We start from the raw sequence: 16,945 nt of genomic DNA, 5'->3' as shown, positions 1-16,945 counted from the left end.
AAAGTCTGGCACCGGGGAGGTGCCAGACGGATGGGCAGGTTGCCTTAGTTGCGGTTAAAGGCAAAGAGGATGTTCAGCAGACTCAGGAAGATGTTGAAGATGTTGATGAACAGGTTCAACGTCGCCATGATGTAGTTGGTTTCTTCACCGTGGATGATATTGCTGGTGTCGTAAAGCACATAACCGGAAGAAATCAACAGGAAAGCGGCAGCGGAAGCAACGCTCAACGCGCTCATGTTGAAAATCCAGGCGCCTATGCCTGCAAGGAAGGCGACCATGAGGCCGGTATAGAGGAAAGCACCGAGGAAGGTGAAATTGGTACCGGTGAACAGCACATAGGCAGAAAGGCCAAGAAAGAGGATAGCTGTACCAACCAGTGCCTTGACGATAATTGCGCCCATGCCCTGCCCCATCAGTGCGGTCAGGATGTTGGAAATGCTAAATCCGAGGAAACCGGTGAGGGCAAAAAGCAGGACGATGCCAGCACCATTGTTGCGGTTAGCGACAACGGCGTGAGCAAGACCAAAGAAACCAATGAGATACAACCACATTGGCACATTCACCTTCATCAGCATGCCGACATAAGCGCACGCTGCGCTAAAGAGCACGTTCATGCCGAGCAGGATGTAAGTTTGGCGCAGCACCTTGTTGCGCGCGAGGATGCCGTCCTGGGAGATGGCTTCAATGGTGCGGGGGTTCATGTTGTTCATGAAAGCTCCTTAAGGGTTGAGGGTTGAAAACGCAGAGATTGTAGGGGGTCAGGCAATGCTTGTAAAGCGGGCGAAATTTAACACCCGTTAGCATTTCACCAACGAACAGACTTCGATATTGCCGAGCTTGTCGCGCCCGTGCAGCCCTTCGATTTCCATCAAAAAAGCCGCGCCGATGACCTGCGCGCCGAGGCTTTGCAGCAGCTCGATACAGGCAGCCATCGTGCCGCCTGTGGCGAGTACATCATCGACCATCATCACGCGTACCCCTGATTTGACGTCATCTTTGTGAACTTCAAGGGTGTCCTGGCCATATTCCAGATCAAACGTGATGCGGCTGACCTCTCGCGGCAGCTTGCCCGGCTTGCGCAGCGGGATAAAGCCAATACCGAGGCGTTGCGCCAAGGCAGAGGCGAAAATAAAACCGCGCGCTTCCGGGCAGGCGAGCACATCCGGCTGGTGGCCGCTTTCCTCGCAGAACTGCGCCATTTCCTCAATGGCGGCGTGGAAGCCGGGGCCGTCGGCCAGGAGCGGCGTAATATCCTTGAAAATAATGCCCGCTTTCGGGTAATCCGGGATGTCTTTAATCAGCGAATGCCAAGACATGGGTCGATTCCTTGTACAGTTGAAAAACCGCATTCTAGCAGAGCGTGCGGGCTTGTGTGCAGCGGCGTTCGTCCCCACAATAGCGCCCCTTTTCGGAGAACCACAATCATGCAAAACCCGCGCTTTATGCAGCGCACCGAGACCCCGTTGCAGTCGCTGTATGAACACAACTACTGGCTGTTCCGCCTCGTCCTGCCGCAGCCGCCCGAAGACGACGGCTGGTACATCTTGCGCGCGCCACAGCGGGCGGCGTTGTACCTGCGCTGCACCGGCCGCCATGCCTACACCAGCGAATGGCTGCTTGGTCACTTCTACCCGACGCGACAACAGCGCCGCTTCGCCCCTGACTACCGCATCCGCGTTTACCATGACGCGCGCCTCGCCGAAGCCATGCTTGATGCCGACCTACCGGTGCGGGCGCTGCGCGCGGCAAAGCGGGCGCAAAACCGCGCGCTCGCCGAATGGCTGGACTACTGCCGCCGTCACCAATACCGCCTTGATGGCGCGACACAAACCGCACCACTGCTGGACAGCGCATGAACCGCATGGAAAACCGCCGCCGGCGCTTCATCCTGCTGGCGCTTGTCCTGGCGGGCGTGGCGACCTTCATCCCCGGCATCACCCTGCCGATGATGACGGTGAAAAAACTGGTGCTGATGAAAAACACCTTCACCGTCCTCTCCGGCATTGGCGCGCTGCTTGCCGACAAAACCTTCGGCCTCGGCCTGCTGCTGCTCGGCTTCAGCGTCATCTTCCCGCTGGGCAAATTCGCGCTGATGGCGGCATATCTCTACTACTACCCGCCCATTCCCGCCGCGCTTGCCCGCTGGCAGACCTGGCTTGGCAAACTGGCGAAATTCTCGATGCTGGACGTCTTCGTCGTCGCGCAAATGCTGATGATCCTGAAACTGGGTTGGCTGGTGGAGGTGCAAATCCACAGCGGCATCTACTGGTTCTCCGCCGCGGTCATCCTCTCGCTCGTCGCCGGTATTGCCATTGAATACGACCTGAAAGGGCGGCTGAAAGCGTCGTAGCCCGGATATACATCCGCGATTAAGTCTGCAACCAAAACGTCACCGGCCCTTCGTTTACCAGCCGCACCTGCATTTCCGCGCCGAAAATCCCGCAGGCGACCGGCGCATACAACGCGCGCATCTCCGCGCAGAAACGGGCAAAAAACACCTCCGCTTGTGCAGGCGGCATTGCCGGATCAAAACCGGGGCGGTTGCCCTTCGTCGTATTCGCCGCCAGGGTGAACTGCGACACCAGCAGCAGCCCGCCGCCCGCTTCCTGCACATTGCAGTTCATCCGCCCCGCATCGTCAGGGAAAACACGGTAATTCAAGAGCTTATGCTGCAAGCGCGTGGCGTTCGCCGCTGTGTCAGTCTTTTCAATACCAATCAGCGCCAGCAGGCCGTGGCCAATCGCCGCGACCTGCTCATTCGCAACCCACACACTCGCCTCCGAAACCCGCTGAATCAAAGCAATCATCCCGTTCCTCCCCCAAAAAATATTTGCCAGAAAATCCGGCGGAAATCGCGCTACTGCGCGCCTTGCCGCGTGGCATCCCGCCGGAGCCCGCTATATAATGCGGCAAATTCCCACGGAGCAAAACCATGTCCCTTGCAGGCCGACACATCCTGTCCATCGACCAGTTCAACCGCAGCGAACTCGAAAGAATCCTCGAAGTCGCACACACCCTCGAGCCCGTCGCGCGGCGTCAGTACCGCTGCGACGCCCTTGACGGCGCGGTCATGGCCAACCTGTTCTTTGAAGCCAGCACCCGCACCCGCATCAGCTTCCACACCGCCTTCTCGCGCCTGGGCGGCCGCGTCTGCGACACCACCGGCTTCACCTTCTCCTCGCTTTCCAAAGGCGAATCGCTTGAAGACACCGCGCGCGTCATCAGCGGCTATGCCGACGCCATTGTCATGCGCCATCCCGAAACCGGCTCGGTCGCGCAATTTGCCAAGGGCATCCGCGTGCCGGTCATCAACGCGGGCGACGGCACCGGCGAACACCCCAGCCAGGCGCTCCTGGACTACTACACCATCGACAGCGAATTCCGCCGCCTCGGCAAAAGCATTGACGGCATGACGATTGCGCTGGTCGGCGACCTCAAGCATGGTCGCACCATCCATTCCCTTTGCCGCTTGCTGCGGCTGTTCCGCAACATCACCTTCCACTTCATCGCCCCGCCTGCGCTTGCCGCGCCGCAGGAACTGCTCGACAGCCTCAAGGCCGCCGGACACCACGTGCACGAATTTGCCAGCATCAGCATCGGCCTGCCCGGCGCCGACGTCATCTACGCCACCCGCATCCAGCGCGAGCGCATCGAAGGCGGCGAAGAAATGGAAGGCTACAGCGAAGACTACCGCATCAACCGCGTCGCCATCGAAAACCACGCCGAGAAAGACGTCGTCATCATGCACCCGCTGCCGCGCGACGGTCGTCCCGGCGCCTTTGACCTCGCCACCGACCTCGACGACCTGCCCAACCTTGCCATCTTCCGCCAGGCGGACAACGGCGTCACCATGCGCATGGCGATTTTCGCGATGGTGCTGGACGTGCATGAAAACATCGACCGCCACTTCCACAAACGCCACGGCTACCGTCCGCGCCGCTACAGCGACCACGACGCCGATTTCTACCAGCTCGACTAAGGCAGGGCGCAGCGCATGAAAATGATCACGGCCATTATCAAACCCTTCAAGCTCGACGACGTGCGCGAGGCGCTGTCGGATATCGGCGTGCAGGGCATCACCGTCACCGAAGTCAAAGGCTTCGGCCGACAAAAAGGGCACACCGAACTCTACCGCGGCGCGGAATACGTCATCGACTTCCTGCCGAAACTCAAGCTGGAAATCGCGGTCAGCGACGACCTGGCCGCGCAGGTCATCGAAACCATCCGCGACACTGCCAACTCCGGTAAAATCGGCGACGGCAAAATCTTCGTCACCTCGCTGGAACGGGTGGTGCGCATCCGCACCGGCGAACTGGACGACGAAGCCCTGTGAACCATCCCCCCACCAATAAGGAGTATCCCATGCAAACCAGTATCCACCTGTCCCTGAGCCTGAGCACCGCCCTGCTACTGACCGCCTGCGGTGGCGGTGGTGGTGGCGACAATAATCCGCCGCTTGATCCCGGCACGCCGCCCGCCAATATCCCCGGCAACAACGCCGGTAACAGCGTAAACGGCATCTATCGCGGCACGGCGGTCGTCGTCCCCAGTGGCAGCACCATCAACAGCAGCCACCGCACCCTCAATATCGGCAGCGACTACCTCACTACCCTGAACGTCAACGGCAAACAGTTCAGCCTGCGTCGTCCTAACGATGACGGCAGCATCACGACGACTCATATCCTCAGCAAAGACGGCAAAAGCTATGAAATCTTTGTCGTCAGCAACTTCGACTACCGGGATAGCAGCTACGGCTACATCAAATCCGGCAACGAAGACTACATCTTCAGCCAGGGCAGGCTAACCGCCCGCATGCCGGGCAACGGCACCGCCCAATACGTCGGGCAGGCGGCCTTTGTCCGCAATGGTGAGGCCGGTACCGGCGACAGCCGTTTCACCGCCGACTTCGCCGCCAAAACCCTAAACGGCACCATCACCTCGAAAAGCAGTAGCGTGACCTTCACGCCGGTGAACATCAATGCCACCATCAACGGTAACAGCTTCGCTACCGCGAGCGGCGCTGCCGTCAGCAGCGGCGGCCACTTCTACGGCGACGATGCCCGCGAACTCGGCGGCCTGTTCAGCGACACCGTGCAACGCCTCTCTGGCAGCTTCGGTGCCATTCGCCAATAACACTGCCATCCCTGCAAGCAAACCGCGCTCCAGCGCGGTTTTTTATCGCTAGAAGAAAGTCCTTGTTTCTGCGGAAAACGGGGCGGGTTATGAACCGCTGCCAGGGTAGAAATGGGCGAGCAGGCGCGCTTCGTCCGCGCCCGGTTGGCGGTGGCGCAGGTGGCTGATGTGGAGCTGGCGTTCTAGCGGCGGCGTCAGCGGGATGAATTGTGCCTGGCCGCGTTCAATCAGGCTGTGCATGGACGAGGCGGGCAGGATGGTGGCGTAGCGCCCTTGGGCAACCCAGCGGCTGTTGAGATTGAGGCTGTCGCTTTCGATATCGGGCAGCAGGGCAAGGTTTTGCGCGCGGCAGTGGCGGTCAATGAGGTAGCGGATGCCGACGTTTTTGCCCGGCAGGACCAGCGGGTAGTCGCCCAATTCGCTCCAGGCGAGCTGCGCTGGCGGTGGGGCGTCTGTAAACCAGGCCGCGGGGGCGACGAGTCCAAGCGTTTCGGGCGCGAAGACCGGGTATTGTTCCAGCCAGGGCGAAGGTGCTTCGGTGATGGCAAGCTGGATGTCGAGACGGCGCAGGTGTTCGACCAGCCGTTCATGCACGGCTTCGTAGATGCGCACGCGGATGTCCGGGTACTGTTCGCGCCAGGCGTCAAGGTGGTGCATGACGGTGGCAAGCAGGCGGCTGTTTTCGTCCACGCTGGGCAGGATGCCGATGTGCAGTTCGCGTTTTTCGCGGCGGCGGCGTTCGGTGATTTGCGCGCCGAGGTCGTCAAGGGCGACGGCAATGCCTTTGCCAAGTGTGTGCAGCAGTTCGCCTGCGGGGCTGAGTCGCAGTTGGCGTCCGCCTTTTTCGCGCAGGAGGAGTTTTTGGCCGAGGCGGTTTTCGAGTTGGCTCATCAGTTTGCTCAGCGCTGGCTGGGTGATGCAGAGGCTGTCGGCGGCGCGGCTGAAGCGTTTGTGTTCGGCAAGGGCGGCAAAATAGCGCCATTGGCGCGCGCTGATGCGCTCACCCCAGGCGCGCAAGCGGATGTTTTCGGCGTGAAAGCCGTGTATGTAGTGGTCGCGGAAGGCGGCAAGCGCCGGATGTTCGCCTTGCAGCAGGCAGTGCAGGCCGCTGCGCCGTGCCTGCGGGAAGGGTTCGCTGTGGTGCGGGGCGCGCAAGGCTTCGGTCAGTAGCAGTTCATTGACGAGCAGGCGTTCTCCGTCGGGTAGCGGTGCGGCGAGTTTTTGGGTGTAGTCGGCATCGCAGTAGGTGTAGGGGATGTCGGCCTTTTCGAGGTTTTGTGCCAGGGTTTGCATGATGCCCCAGGGCATTTTCGGCACGATCCAGTTGGCATGCCGGATTTTGTGGCCGTTGTCCAGCGCCAGCCAGCGGCCGCTGATGTCTGCTCCGGCGCTGGTGTAGCGGATGTCGATGCTGCCCAGGGAACGTGTTTCCGGCAGCCAGCTGCGCTGGCGGTATTGGAAGTCGTGGTAGTCGTCGAGGAATTCGCAGTAGTAGAAAATGGCGGGGTATTGTCGGCGCACTTCGCCGATGGCGTGCATCAGCGCCTGGCTGATGCCGCCGCCCCAGTAGCGCATCGGGATGCGGATGGTGATGTGCTGCCAGTCGTCAGGCGCGCTACAGGCGGTGGCGGCGAAGCTGTTGAGGTTGGCGAGGTGGTAGATGGATTTGCCGATGCTGAGGCCTTGTTCGTTGACGTAGTAATGGCCGCCCGCACGGCTGTAGAGGGTAAGGCCGCTTTGTTCGGCGAAGGTTTTTAGCTGGACGCTGAGGTGCGCTTTGGATTTGCCGAGGTTGGCAGCGGTCTGCGAGACGCTGCGTGTGCGGCAAAATTCCATGAAGACCATCAGGGTGGAGAAGTGCAGGCGGTCGCGAAGGTGGGGCATGGGCGGTTACGGCGAATTGTCAAACCAAGTGCAACACCTCATCAAAATACACTTCATAAGGCGTCCTCCACTGCAAACATTTGCGCGGTCGGTTATTCAATGCCAGCACCGCCTTTTCAATGTAATCATCTGGATATTGCGCAATATCCTGATGCTTCGGAAAATATTCACGCAACAGGCCGTTGGTGTTCTCGTTTGTCCCGCGCTGCCACGGCTGGTACGGCGGCGGAATGTATATTTTTATCCCCAACGCCTCCGCCACCACCGCATGCCGCGCAAATTCCTTGCCCCGGTCCGGCGTGATGCTGTGTACCGTCTGCCCGCGCAAGGCTTCAATCATCGCCGCATTCACGCCGTCCGCCGTCTTCTTCTCCAGCCGGACGCACCGCAGATAGCGGCTTTTGCGGTCAACCAACGTCAGCAACACCGCACCACCCACCACGCCTGCAACGGTATCAGCTTCCCAGTCGCCCATGCGCTCCCGCGCCTGCGCCTCTGGCGGACGCGCCGACAGCGCATGCTCAACCGGGAAGTTATCACGTGTCGGCTCGCCCTTGCGCCGCCGCTTCTTGCCACGGTGGCGCAGCCTTTGCTTGCCACTTATCACCCAGTCGGGGTCATTGAAACGCCCGGCGTAGATACCGCGGTAGATAGTGGCGTAGCTGATGGCGTGCGGACGGCCTTCGTGGCGCAAGCGGTACTGAATCTGCTCCGGCGACCAGTGCAGTTTCAGAAACCTCTCCTTGACCAGGGCAAAAAGTTCCGGGTCATCAAGTTTACGCTTGCGGCGGCAGAGCTTACGCCTGCTGTCGTATTTCTCCTGCGCCTTGCTGGCGTCATAGTTTTCGCCATCGCTATTGCGCTTCAGTTCGCGCAAGATGGTGCATCTGTGGCGCTTCAACATGGTGGCAATAGCGGCAGGGCTATGACCTTGGTTGAACAAGGTCATTATGCAACCCCGCTCAATGGGCGTAATATGACGGTAGGCATCCATTTTCGGTCTCCTGCAATGTTTTGATGTTTTTTGCAGTATCGCTTATGGATGTCTTTTTTGTAGCTGTTGCACTTGAATTGTAAATTCGCCACATACAGGGTAGCGGCTATGGTGTATGTATAGCAATCCCCTGAAAGCCTCATACGGCGTTGCGTCGCTTCGCCGTACAAATGCGTACTGTCTTCAGCGACGCGCCTTGTCTGAGGCTTTCGGTGTATCGCTATAAAGGAGAGTGCGCCAACGCGCACCCCGTTAGCGGTTGCAGGTGAGTCATTTACGGCCGGTATGCAAGGATGAAGTCATGCGCGCGCGAAGGCAATCCAGTAGCGGCGTGGGGTGTTCATGCGGCGGGCAGGTAGGCAAGTACTTCGGCGGGGATGTCGCCCAGCGCTTCCAGGACGGCGCGGCTGAAGGCAGGTGCGGCCATGGCGCCCGCAGTGATGAGGTTGGTATCGCGCACGGCTTCGCGCTGGCTGTCTTGGTATTGTGCGGCGTTGTGGTAGGCGGCTTCTGCGCGGTAGGCGTCGAGGTGGTTGCCGGTGTGGCGGCGGTCATTGAGTAAGCCGTTGGCGGCGAGAAACCATGCGCCATCGCAGATGGCGGCGAGCAGGTTGCCGTCGGTTTTTTGTCTTTCGCAATGTGCGGCGAGGGTGGCGCGGTCGGCGGGGTTTAGCTCGCGCCAGTCTTGGCCGCCGATGAGGATGAGGGCGGCGTTTTCGGCGGGGATGTCGGCAAAGTTAAGGTCGGGGATGACTCGCAGCGCACCCATCGAGGTTTTGTGGTTGAGGTCAGCGGCGGCGTAGCGCACGCGGTAATTGGTCGTGAAGCTGTGCAGGACGGGGGCGATGAGGCTGTATTCCCAGTCGGCAAAGCGGTCGGGGATGACGATGGTGATGTTTTTCATGGCGCACTCTTTAAGGGTTTGGAATGCGCGGATTATAGGCGGGTGTTGTGCCAGTTTTTGTCGGCGTATAGGACAAAAAAGGAGCCAAGAATCGCTGTAAGCCTTATGCTGCAAGGCTTTAAGCGGGGTCAAAGGCTTTGAACACAAAAAATGCTTTTTCTGCGGCTCAAAGCAGATCAAAAAAGATGGCTGGCAAAATGGCAAACAACGATATAAATGCAAGGCTTGCGGCAAACGTTTTGACGGCGGCAAGCGCCTTCAAAACGACGAGCTTTGGACAGCTTATAGTGCAGGCAAACAAACGGCCGCGCAGCTTGCCAAGCAGTATGGATGCAGCAGCAAAACCATCTATCGCCGCCTTCGCAGTGTGCAAATCAGGGAGCGCTACCCGCTGCCCGAAAAAGCCAACATCATCATGGATACCACATACTTCGGACGCAGTTTCGGCGTGATGGTGCTGATGGACAGCATCAGCCAGCAGGCTCTGTCCGTCGATGAAGTCAAATACGAAACCAACGCCCTGTATGCCGCGGCGCTGAACGAGCTTCGGGAAAAAGGCGTTGAGATACAAAATATTGTCTGCGACGGGCGAAAGGGATTACTACAGATGTTTCCCGAGATTCCCGCGCAGCTATGCCAGTTTCACCAGGTCAAAACCGTCAGCCGTTATCTGACACGTAACCCGAAAACGGGCGTAGGCAAGGCGCTGTGGCGGCTGACGCTCACCCTGAAAGGAGCGCATAAGGAGGCGTTTCAAGGCGCGCTGCAGGCATGGTTTGAGCAGCATGAGGGCTTCCTCAACGAACGAACGGTCAACGAGGAAATCGGCAGTTCGCACTACACGCACAAGACGCTGAGAAGCGCGTATTTGAGCCTGAAACGGAATTTGGACTACCTGTTTACCTTCGAGGCCATCCTGAGTTGGGCATGTGCAACACCACCAATCTGCTGGATGGGCGCTTTGCCGACTTAAAGCGCAAATTGGGGCGTCATCACGGGATGAAAAGAGAGAATAAATTCAAGTTTATAAAGGATTATTTCGCCATGCCTGACGATGGATAGCTCCTTTTTTGTCCTATACGCCCTTATTCATGCTGCAAAATATTCACCAGCCGCCCGAACGGGTCACGCACGAAAAAACGGCGGACACCCCACGGTTCGGTAACAGGGCCGTATTCGGGCGGGAAACCCGCGCTCTTCATGCGTGCCAATAGTTCGTCAAGATTGTCCACTTCAATAGACAGGTCGGGCACGGGCGTAGCAGAACCACCTTCACTGGCAAAACTGATCTGCACCGGCATAGCTGTGTCTTGCCCGTAGGTCTGTATCCAGCCGTGGTTCATCAGCAACTCCAGTCCGAGCAAGTCGTGGTAGAAAGCCTTTGCAGCAGCGGGTTGGGGCGCTTTGATATTCGCCACGATACGCTTAACGCTCATTTTTTTCCTTGTTTTGAAGCTATGGTCAGGGTCGGGTGGAATGCCGTCCGCCGTATCAATGCCGGGTCAGCATACCCGCTCCACGCGTTTATCCCGCTTGGCGGCAATCCAGGAATCCAGGTTTTATCCCGCTTGGCGGCGATCCAGGAATCCATTTTATCCCGCTTGGCGGCGATCCAGGAACCCAGGTTTTATCCCGCTTGGCGAGCCCAGTAATGACGCCGCTTGGCGAGCCCAGTAATGACGCCGCTTGGCGGGCCCAGCAATGACGCCGCTTGGCGGGCCCAGTATTTTCGCCGCTTGGCGGACCCAGTAACGACGCCGTTTGGCGGTTCAGAACAAAGGGAACGACGATAAAATGGCAAACAATCGTCGTAGTTAAGGAAAAACCATGCCCCGCACCGCCCACCGTTTCCCGCTCAATCTCGCTGACCCATGCACACGCGGCTGGGGCGGTGCTTATCTCAACCCCTCACATGCTTCCTATTGGGTAATCGTCACCGCGCTGCTACTGCCCTCCATGTACGATGCGACCATCGGGCCGTTTCTCACTCCCTGGGTTGGTCTGTGGTTGCCGCTGTGGTGTGCTTATGGCCTGTTCCTTTACCTGCGCCGTCTCGCCTATTTCAACCCGCGCTACGCGCCACGCCCGCGTGTCGTCTGCGATCCGCGCGGCATCACCCTGCACGACGCCTTTGGCCGCATCCGCCACCAATGGCGCTGGGCGGCGCTTGCCGACGTGCGCTATCAGCGCGGAATGCAGCACGGTCTGCTACTGGAGCCGCAGCAGGGCGAACCCATCTGCTACCGCAGTGGCTATCTGGATTACCCTGATTACCACGACATTGTCGCCACGGCGCAGCGTTACCTGCGCGGTGGTGCGCCGCCGCTCCAGCCCGTCATCCCGCCGCCCGATCTTGATCACTGCTGGTACGAGCGGCGCGACGGTTACGCTTTTTACAGCTTGATTTACTGGCATTTCCTGGTTGTGCTGTGGACGATACCGGATTTCCTGACCGCCTTCTTGCAGTGGCCGGAAGATTGGCACGAACCGCCGCCCACCGCCCTGCTCAATGCCTTCTATCCCTTCCTTGTCGCTGGTGGTATCGCGCTCGGCGTGTTCATCATCCTTGTCATCGTGCGGGAATATCGCGCCGCCTGTGCTGCCACACCGCGCATTCTGCGTGTCGCCGACGGCGATGGCCTGCATATCCATCACCGCAATGGCCGCATCCTCAGCCTGCGCTGGCAGGATATCCGCGACGCCACCTTGGATGAAGTCCAAATGGGCCGCAACAACCACCTCATCACTCACCGCGTCCTGGACCTGCACGACCGCCTCGGCCACAGCCGCCGCATCCGCCACACGCTGTTTGAGGAAGACGATGACGACCGCCTTGGCCTCGCGGAAACCGTCGCGCTGATTGACGCCATCCGCGAAGGCAAAAAACCGCTGCCACTGCGTCCCCCCATGCTCACCACCACACCGCTCACGGAGCGCCTCCTTTTCTGGCCGAATACCCTGTGGGCCTGCCTCGCTATCCCGGCCAGCATTCAGGTGAACCTGGGCGTAGAGACTTGGCTGACCGCGCACCATGAAGACATCCTCTGGCTTGCCGCCGCGCAGGGTCTGGTTAACCTGATCGTGCCCATCCTCTGCCTCGTCATCAGGAGAAAATAAAAAAGCGCGTGGTTGCGCCGCTTGGTGGCAATCCCGTGTTTATCCCGCTTGACGGCAATTCAGGAACCCAGGTTTTATCCCGCTTGGCGGTAATCCAGGAATCCAGCTTTTATCCCGCTTGGCGGCAATCCAGGAATCCAGCTTTTATCCCGCTTGGCGGCGATCCAGGAACCCAGGTTTTATCCCACTTGGCGGCAATCGGCTGGTTTATTGGCTGGATTCTATAGGATAGTGCCTGTATCTGCGCAAAAGATATTGTTTGTGCAGTGGAGATTCTGTTATCTACAGTTTGTGGCGCACTCTTTCTGTTCCTGAATGCAATGTTCTGTCTGCTGCGGATAGGCTTTGGTTATTGCTGTGGTTTTGATGTTTGGGGATGAGATTATCCTGATGGACACCAGAGAAGGGATGTTGTTCTGGCTGTCTGCCGCATGAAAATAATCTTGTGAGAAGGGTAGGCAGGGCGATCAGGGCTCAAATGTGTGGTGATATTTTTAGAAAAGCGGGCTATCTGCCCGCTTTTTTGTTGCCTGCTATGGTGCGCTTACAGCAGGAATAGGGTCGCCAGGCCGAGGAAGATGAGGAAGCCGCCGGAGTCGGTGACGGCGGTAATCAGCACCGAGCTGCCGAGCGCCGGGTCTTTGCCGAATTTTTCCATCGTCACCGGGATGAGTACGCCGACGGTGGCGGCAAGCAGCAGGTTGAGCGTCATCGCCGCCACCATGACGAGGCCGATGCCGACGCTGCCGTACAGCGCCCAGGAGATAAGCCCCATGACGCTGCCCCAGATGACGCCATTGACCAGCGCCACGCCGATTTCTTTTTTCAAGAGGTGTCCGGCCTGCGCGGTGGAAAGCTGCCCCATCGCCAGCGCACGCACGATCATGGTGATGGTCTGGTTGCCGGAGTTGCCGCCGATGCCGGCGACGATGGGCATCAGCGCGGCCAGCGCCACGATTTTTTCAATCGAGCCTTCAAACGCACCGATGACGCGGCTCGCGATGAAGGCGGTGCAGAGGTTGATGGCGAGCCACACCCAGCGGTTCTTCACGGAATCCCATACCGGCGCGAACAGGTCTTCTTCTTCTTGCAAACCGGCCATGTTGAGCATGTCGGCGTCGGATTCTTCGCGGATGACGTCCACGATTTCGTCGATGGTTATCCGCCCGATGAGCCGTTTTTCGCCATCCACCACCGGCGCGGTAACGAGGTCGTAGCGCTCGAACGCCTGCGCCGCCGCCTCGACGTCGTCTTCCGGCTGGAAGCGCACCACATCGGTAATCATCACCGCCTCGACGCGGTCTTCGGGGTCGGACACCAGCAGTTTGCGGATGGGCAGTACGCCGCGCAGGACGTCGTCGGTATCAACGACGAAGATTTTGTCGGTGTGATCGGGCAGGCTGTCGAAGCGGCGCAGATAGCGCAGCACCACTTCGCAGGTAACATCGGCGCGGATGCTGACCATCTCGAAGTCCATGATGGCACCGACCTGGTGGTCGTCGTAGGAACGCGCGGCATCGACTTGCGCCCGCTCTTCGGCATCGCGCGCGCTCAAGGCTTCATCGACGATTTCTTGTGGCAGGTCGTCGGCCAGTTCCGCCAGTTCATCCGCGTCCAGGTCATCGACCGCGGCGAGCAGTTCTTCGCGGTCCATCGCGTCAATCAGGCTTTCGCGCACCGCATCCGAGACTTCGAGCAAGACTTCGCCGTCTTCTTCCGGCGTCGCCAGATGCCAGACCAGCATCCGCTCTTCCTGCGGCAGCGATTCGAGGATGTCGGCGACGTCCGCCGGGTGCAGTTCTTCCAACAGCAGGCGCAGGTCGGCAAAGGCAAGGCGCTGCGCGGGGTCGTCCGGTTCGCCGCCCGCCATGATGTGTTCAGCGGCGGGCATCAGGTCATGCACCAGGCGGTGAATCAGCTCCATATCGGCGGAGGGGCGTTCGCGCAGGGCGGTGTCGTTGTCTTGGGTTTCGGTCATGGTCGTGTTCCTTGCTAGGGGCGCAGGCATGCGCGTGAAAGGCGGCGGATTTTACACGGTTTGTGCAGGGCAGGGCGGTTAAGGCGCGATGGCGCGCCAGTTGCCATTGCGCCCCGGCAGGTTGCGCCAGGTTTCGTTTTGTTCCAGGAGGATTTTCGCGCTTTGCCGCAGGTCGCGGATGTCCGCCTCCGGCAGGTAGAAGGTGGTGTCGATATTGAGCACGCGCTTTTTCAGCGCGCCGTCGGGTAGGTCGTTCAAGTCCAGGTTGATGTAGTGCAACGCTACCGGATGCTCGCCGCTGCGGCTCTGGTTCCATTGTTCGGTGAAGCGCTGGAAGTTGCGGATGCTTTGCTGGGTGTTTTCGTTGATAGGGACGTGGATGATGGCGTTAACGACGTCGCGCAGGCCGGGGATTTTCGGGCTTTGGTCGATGGTGCTGTCGAGATGGTTTTGCGCATTGACGCTGATGACGACCACGTCGCGGATGTTGCCGCCGGTGATTTGCCGTTGCAGGTTGTCGTCGCCGTGGATGTCGGCAAAATCGAGCAGGCTGCGCAGGCCGAGGTTGTCGGTCAGGCCGCCGTCAAGCAGGTGGATGTAGGGACGGGCGGCGCTGTCCTGATAGGGCGCGATGTAGCGGGTGAGGGTTTCCGAGTCGTCGCGGGCGCGCGGCGGCGGCTGGTAGTGGCAATGGCCGCCGTGGTTGTTCAGGGTAATCGGCGCGAAGATGAGCGGCACCGCGCTGGAAGCGGCGACGGCGCGGGCGACGGGCAGGCGGTTCAAATCAAGGCAGAGGGCGTCGAAGTGTTCTTGCGTAAACTCTACGCGCTGGCCGAGGCTCATGTCGGTGGCACTGATGACGGCAAACGGCCCCTGGCGGCGCTCGGCGAGGTCGGCAAAGGTCGCGCCGTGGTAAAGGAGGCGGTCGAGTTCTTCGGCAAGCAAATCGCCGCGCCCGTATTGCGAACTGGTGAGGCGCGGCAGGTTGGCGAGGGAAAGAAGCTGGCGCAGCACGGTGCTTTGCAGGTTTTGCTGCAAAAATTCGCGCTCAAAGCGGGGGACGGTGTTTTTGCCGTGCAGGCCGAGGTAGGTGGCGAGTATCGAGCCGCCGGAGACGCCATGCACAAGGTCGGTTTTTTCCAAAAGGCTGGCGGTTTTGCCGTGGCCGGTGATGGGCGTCGCCGCCAGAACTTCTAGCACGCCGTAGCCGAAGGCGGCCGCGCGCGTGCCACCGCCGGAGAAGAGGAGGACGAGAAAGAGGTCGTCGTCCTGTTGGTCGTGGAAGACGTGTTGCAGGCGGTAACCGCGGCTGTGATCGACGTGGTCGATGGTCGCCAGCGGCTGGTATTCGATATGGCCGCAGGCAGTAAGGAGCATGGCGAGGAGGAGCAGGAGGGGTTTCATCGTGGCAGTCCGACGGGGTTTGTGGGTGAGGGCAGGGCGCTGCCGTCTGCCTGCCAGAGCAGGGCGGCGAGGATGACAAGCGCCAGGCCGCCAGCGAGCGCCAGGGTTTGTGTCAGGCGGGCAAAGCGGGTTTCGTCGCGCAGGAGGCGGCGGGCGAGGTGCTGTTTGCCGTGGTAACAGAGCAGTGCGATGGCGGTGATGGTGAGCGCGGTGCCACAGGCGATGGCGAGCGTCATGGCGATACCGGCGGCGGCGATGCCCCAGCTCCAGGCGACGGCGAGGCTTAGTACCGCGCCGCTACACGGGCGGATGCCGATGGCGATAATCGCCGCCCACGGGGTGAGCGGGCGCGCGCCGTGCGCATGGCAGGCACAATGGGCGTGGTGGCGGTGCGGGCGGTGGCGGTAGATGATGTAGGCGCCGATGGCGGCGATGAGCAGGGCGTTGGCGCGGTTTAACCACAGGGTATGGCTGACGGTGTCGGCGATGAGGTGTTGCAACAGTCCCATGGCAAGCGCGACCCAGATAATGGCGCTCACCCCTTGCAGCAAGGCGCCGCCGGTCGCGATGACGAGCGTTTGCCGCCGTGCGGCGGGCTGGCTCAGGGTGAAGGTGGCGATGATGGCTTTGCCATGGCCGGGGCCGACGGCGTGCAGGATGCCGTAGAGGAAGCCGAGGCCGCAGAGGGTAAGCCAGGTGGCAGCGCTGTCGCCGTGCTGGCGCAGTTCGCGCAGAGTGGCAGCGAGGTCACGCTGCCAGCTGTTTTGCAGGCGTTGCGTGGCAAGGCGCAGCGGTTGCCAGTAGTAGATGAGCGCGATGATGAGGATGAGCAGGATGAGGGCGGGGATGGCGCGGCGCAGGGGGATTGGCCGCGCTGCGGGGTGTTTGCTGCCCCCACCCCGTCCCTCCCCCACAGGGGGAGGGGGCGGTTGGGCGATGCGGTATTTCATTCGCTGCATTGTAGTTCCGAGGTTTGCGCAAAGACGGCGCCAAGGCCGGCGGGTGCTTGTGCGTTCTGGTCGAAGCTCGCTGCCAGTTCTTCTTCTTCGGCGCTCGGGTTTGCTTCGCGGATGGTGAGGCGGCAGCCGTTGTCCCATTGTTTTGTTTGGTCTGCGGCGTAGGTGACGTCCATGTAGTAGCTGTTTTCATAGATTTTGAATTGCAGCGCGCCGCGCGCCGGTTGGGTGAGCGGCAGGGTGTAGTGGTAGCGCAGGATGCCGCCGCTGGTGTCGATTTTGGTGTCGCGCGGGGCGGCGAAGGTGAGTGTCTGGCTGTAGGTGAAGCCGCGCTGGTCGGCAAAGAATTGGTCGATGTCTTTTTTGAATTGGGCAAGGGCAACGGCGTCCTGGTTGCGCTGGAGCAGCACTTCGGAGGAGTAGGGGTCAAATTCCCAGCTTTCGTGCAGGGCGATGAGGGCGCCGCTCGCGTCGGTCTCCGGGGTGATGCGCAGGTCTATCCATTGGTGCGGGTGGGCGAGGGCGAGGGCAGGGTAGAGGAGCAGAAGAAGCGGGGTTTTCATGGGGACTCCGGC

The 16,945-nt window shown here is 60.3% G+C and carries 17 protein-coding genes and 1 pseudogene; 7 read left to right on the top strand and 11 right to left on the bottom strand.

Annotated features, from left to right (window positions below):
* Nucleotides 1-44: 44 nt before the first annotated feature.
* Nucleotides 45-710, bottom strand: a complete 666-nt coding sequence (locus EL199_RS09585; RefSeq protein WP_004141904.1) for a Bax inhibitor-1 family protein — start codon at nucleotides 708-710, stop codon at nucleotides 45-47.
* Nucleotides 711-797: 87 nt separating this feature from the next.
* The gene (locus EL199_RS09580) at nucleotides 798-1,316 is read right to left on the bottom strand and encodes an adenine phosphoribosyltransferase (protein WP_004141906.1); all 519 of its coding nucleotides are present in this window, start codon (nucleotides 1,314-1,316) and stop codon (nucleotides 798-800) included.
* A gap of 108 nt (nucleotides 1,317-1,424) precedes the next feature.
* On the opposite strand from EL199_RS09580, the gene EL199_RS09575 reads away from it, so the two are divergent.
* Both EL199_RS09575 and EL199_RS09570 read left to right on the top strand, forming a co-directional pair.
* Nucleotides 1,425-1,856: a DUF1249 domain-containing protein gene (locus EL199_RS09575; RefSeq protein WP_004141907.1), complete on the top strand. Its 432-nt coding sequence runs from the start codon at nucleotides 1,425-1,427 to the stop codon at nucleotides 1,854-1,856.
* On the top strand, nucleotides 1,853-2,350 hold the full coding sequence (locus EL199_RS09570) for a paraquat-inducible protein A (protein ID WP_004141908.1): 498 nt from the start codon (nucleotides 1,853-1,855) through the stop codon (nucleotides 2,348-2,350). Before EL199_RS09575 ends, EL199_RS09570 begins: the two co-directional genes overlap by 4 nt.
* Before the next feature lie 19 nt (nucleotides 2,351-2,369).
* On the opposite strand, the gene dtd is transcribed toward EL199_RS09570, so the two are convergent.
* A complete protein-coding gene (dtd, locus tag EL199_RS09565) occupies nucleotides 2,370-2,807 on the bottom strand; it encodes a D-aminoacyl-tRNA deacylase (protein WP_004141909.1) in 438 nt (145 codons plus the stop codon).
* A gap of 125 nt (nucleotides 2,808-2,932) precedes the next feature.
* Here dtd and pyrB point away from each other — a divergent pair, with 125 nt between their 5' ends.
* Genes pyrB through EL199_RS09550 form a run of 3 tightly spaced genes read left to right on the top strand, consistent with a single transcriptional unit; the run spans nucleotide 2,933 to nucleotide 5,133 of the window.
* A complete protein-coding gene (pyrB, locus tag EL199_RS09560; protein ID WP_004141910.1) occupies nucleotides 2,933-3,979 on the top strand; it encodes an aspartate carbamoyltransferase in 1,047 nt (348 codons plus the stop codon).
* A 15-nt stretch (nucleotides 3,980-3,994) separates the two neighbouring features.
* On the top strand, nucleotides 3,995-4,333 hold the full coding sequence (locus EL199_RS09555; protein ID WP_004141912.1) for a P-II family nitrogen regulator: 339 nt from the start codon (nucleotides 3,995-3,997) through the stop codon (nucleotides 4,331-4,333).
* Between the two features lie 29 nt (nucleotides 4,334-4,362).
* Nucleotides 4,363-5,133 carry a transferrin-binding protein-like solute binding protein gene (locus tag EL199_RS09550; protein WP_004141914.1) on the top strand — a complete coding sequence of 257 codons (771 nt, stop codon included), beginning with the start codon at nucleotides 4,363-4,365 and terminating at the stop codon, nucleotides 5,131-5,133.
* Nucleotides 5,134-5,220: 87 nt separating this feature from the next.
* Here EL199_RS09550 and EL199_RS09545 read toward each other — a convergent pair whose 3' ends face one another.
* The 3 genes from EL199_RS09545 to EL199_RS09535 all read right to left on the bottom strand — a co-directional run bounded on the left by EL199_RS09545 (nucleotide 5,221) and on the right by EL199_RS09535 (nucleotide 8,915).
* Nucleotides 5,221-7,017: a LysR family transcriptional regulator gene (locus EL199_RS09545; protein WP_040355549.1), complete on the bottom strand. Its 1,797-nt coding sequence runs from the start codon at nucleotides 7,015-7,017 to the stop codon at nucleotides 5,221-5,223.
* A gap of 19 nt (nucleotides 7,018-7,036) precedes the next feature.
* A complete protein-coding gene (locus tag EL199_RS09540; protein WP_126315995.1) occupies nucleotides 7,037-8,011 on the bottom strand; it encodes an IS30 family transposase in 975 nt (324 codons plus the stop codon).
* 340 nt (nucleotides 8,012-8,351) lie between these two features.
* Nucleotides 8,352-8,915, bottom strand: coding sequence for a DJ-1/PfpI family protein (locus EL199_RS09535; RefSeq protein WP_040355776.1), 564 nt, complete (start codon nucleotides 8,913-8,915; stop codon nucleotides 8,352-8,354).
* A 160-nt stretch (nucleotides 8,916-9,075) separates the two neighbouring features.
* On the opposite strand from EL199_RS09535, the pseudogene EL199_RS13345 reads away from it, so the two are divergent.
* Nucleotides 9,076-9,888, top strand: a pseudogene (locus EL199_RS13345) (IS256 family transposase, variant Zn-binding type); the annotation flags it as partial.
* 112 nt (nucleotides 9,889-10,000) lie between these two features.
* Here the strand turns inward: EL199_RS13345 and EL199_RS09525 are convergent.
* Nucleotides 10,001-10,351, bottom strand: coding sequence for a VOC family protein (locus tag EL199_RS09525; RefSeq protein WP_004141923.1), 351 nt, complete (start codon nucleotides 10,349-10,351; stop codon nucleotides 10,001-10,003).
* Nucleotides 10,352-10,742: 391 nt separating this feature from the next.
* Here EL199_RS09525 and EL199_RS09520 point away from each other — a divergent pair, with 391 nt between their 5' ends.
* Entirely contained in the window at nucleotides 10,743-12,032 is a 1,290-nt protein-coding gene (locus EL199_RS09520) for a hypothetical protein (protein WP_040355553.1), read from the top strand.
* A 544-nt stretch (nucleotides 12,033-12,576) separates the two neighbouring features.
* Here the strand turns inward: EL199_RS09520 and mgtE are convergent.
* The 4 genes from mgtE to EL199_RS09500 all read right to left on the bottom strand — a co-directional run bounded on the left by mgtE (nucleotide 12,577) and on the right by EL199_RS09500 (nucleotide 16,933).
* Nucleotides 12,577-14,010: a magnesium transporter gene (gene mgtE / locus EL199_RS09515; protein WP_040355556.1), complete on the bottom strand. Its 1,434-nt coding sequence runs from the start codon at nucleotides 14,008-14,010 to the stop codon at nucleotides 12,577-12,579.
* Nucleotides 14,011-14,088: 78 nt separating this feature from the next.
* Nucleotides 14,089-15,414: a patatin-like phospholipase family protein gene (locus EL199_RS09510; protein ID WP_004141928.1), complete on the bottom strand. Its 1,326-nt coding sequence runs from the start codon at nucleotides 15,412-15,414 to the stop codon at nucleotides 14,089-14,091.
* Nucleotides 15,411-16,373 carry a nickel/cobalt transporter gene (locus EL199_RS09505; RefSeq protein ID WP_232008289.1) on the bottom strand — a complete coding sequence of 321 codons (963 nt, stop codon included), beginning with the start codon at nucleotides 16,371-16,373 and terminating at the stop codon, nucleotides 15,411-15,413. Before EL199_RS09505 ends, EL199_RS09510 begins: the two co-directional genes overlap by 4 nt.
* Nucleotides 16,361-16,933 carry a DUF1007 family protein gene (locus tag EL199_RS09500; RefSeq protein WP_004141930.1) on the bottom strand — a complete coding sequence of 191 codons (573 nt, stop codon included), beginning with the start codon at nucleotides 16,931-16,933 and terminating at the stop codon, nucleotides 16,361-16,363. The genes EL199_RS09505 and EL199_RS09500 overlap by 13 nt, the downstream gene beginning before the upstream one ends.
* Nucleotides 16,934-16,945: the final 12 nt, after the last annotated feature.

This window comes from Cardiobacterium hominis (assembly GCF_900637305.1).
Taxonomy (GTDB): Bacteria; Pseudomonadota; Gammaproteobacteria; order Cardiobacteriales; family Cardiobacteriaceae; genus Cardiobacterium; species Cardiobacterium hominis.
This window is presented reverse-complemented; position numbering and strand designations above follow the sequence as displayed.

Coding starts and splice junctions, on each gene's coding strand:
- EL199_RS09585 (WP_004141904.1), bottom strand. CDS start 710: ATGAACAACATGAACCCCCGCACCATTGAAGCCATCTCCCAGGACGGC.
- EL199_RS09580 (WP_004141906.1), bottom strand. CDS start 1,316: ATGTCTTGGCATTCGCTGATTAAAGACATCCCGGATTACCCGAAAGCG.
- EL199_RS09575 (WP_004141907.1), top strand. CDS start 1,425: ATGCAAAACCCGCGCTTTATGCAGCGCACCGAGACCCCGTTGCAGTCG.
- EL199_RS09570 (WP_004141908.1), top strand. CDS start 1,853: ATGAACCGCATGGAAAACCGCCGCCGGCGCTTCATCCTGCTGGCGCTT.
- dtd (WP_004141909.1), bottom strand. CDS start 2,807: ATGATTGCTTTGATTCAGCGGGTTTCGGAGGCGAGTGTGTGGGTTGCG.
- pyrB (WP_004141910.1), top strand. CDS start 2,933: ATGTCCCTTGCAGGCCGACACATCCTGTCCATCGACCAGTTCAACCGC.
- EL199_RS09555 (WP_004141912.1), top strand. CDS start 3,995: ATGAAAATGATCACGGCCATTATCAAACCCTTCAAGCTCGACGACGTG.
- EL199_RS09550 (WP_004141914.1), top strand. CDS start 4,363: ATGCAAACCAGTATCCACCTGTCCCTGAGCCTGAGCACCGCCCTGCTA.
- EL199_RS09545 (WP_040355549.1), bottom strand. CDS start 7,017: ATGCCCCACCTTCGCGACCGCCTGCACTTCTCCACCCTGATGGTCTTC.
- EL199_RS09540 (WP_126315995.1), bottom strand. CDS start 8,011: ATGGATGCCTACCGTCATATTACGCCCATTGAGCGGGGTTGCATAATG.
- EL199_RS09535 (WP_040355776.1), bottom strand. CDS start 8,915: ATGAAAAACATCACCATCGTCATCCCCGACCGCTTTGCCGACTGGGAA.
- EL199_RS09525 (WP_004141923.1), bottom strand. CDS start 10,351: ATGAGCGTTAAGCGTATCGTGGCGAATATCAAAGCGCCCCAACCCGCT.
- EL199_RS09520 (WP_040355553.1), top strand. CDS start 10,743: ATGCCCCGCACCGCCCACCGTTTCCCGCTCAATCTCGCTGACCCATGC.
- mgtE (WP_040355556.1), bottom strand. CDS start 14,010: ATGACCGAAACCCAAGACAACGACACCGCCCTGCGCGAACGCCCCTCC.
- EL199_RS09510 (WP_004141928.1), bottom strand. CDS start 15,414: ATGAAACCCCTCCTGCTCCTCCTCGCCATGCTCCTTACTGCCTGCGGC.
- EL199_RS09505 (WP_232008289.1), bottom strand. CDS start 16,373: ATGCAGCGAATGAAATACCGCATCGCCCAACCGCCCCCTCCCCCTGTG.
- EL199_RS09500 (WP_004141930.1), bottom strand. CDS start 16,933: ATGAAAACCCCGCTTCTTCTGCTCCTCTACCCTGCCCTCGCCCTCGCC.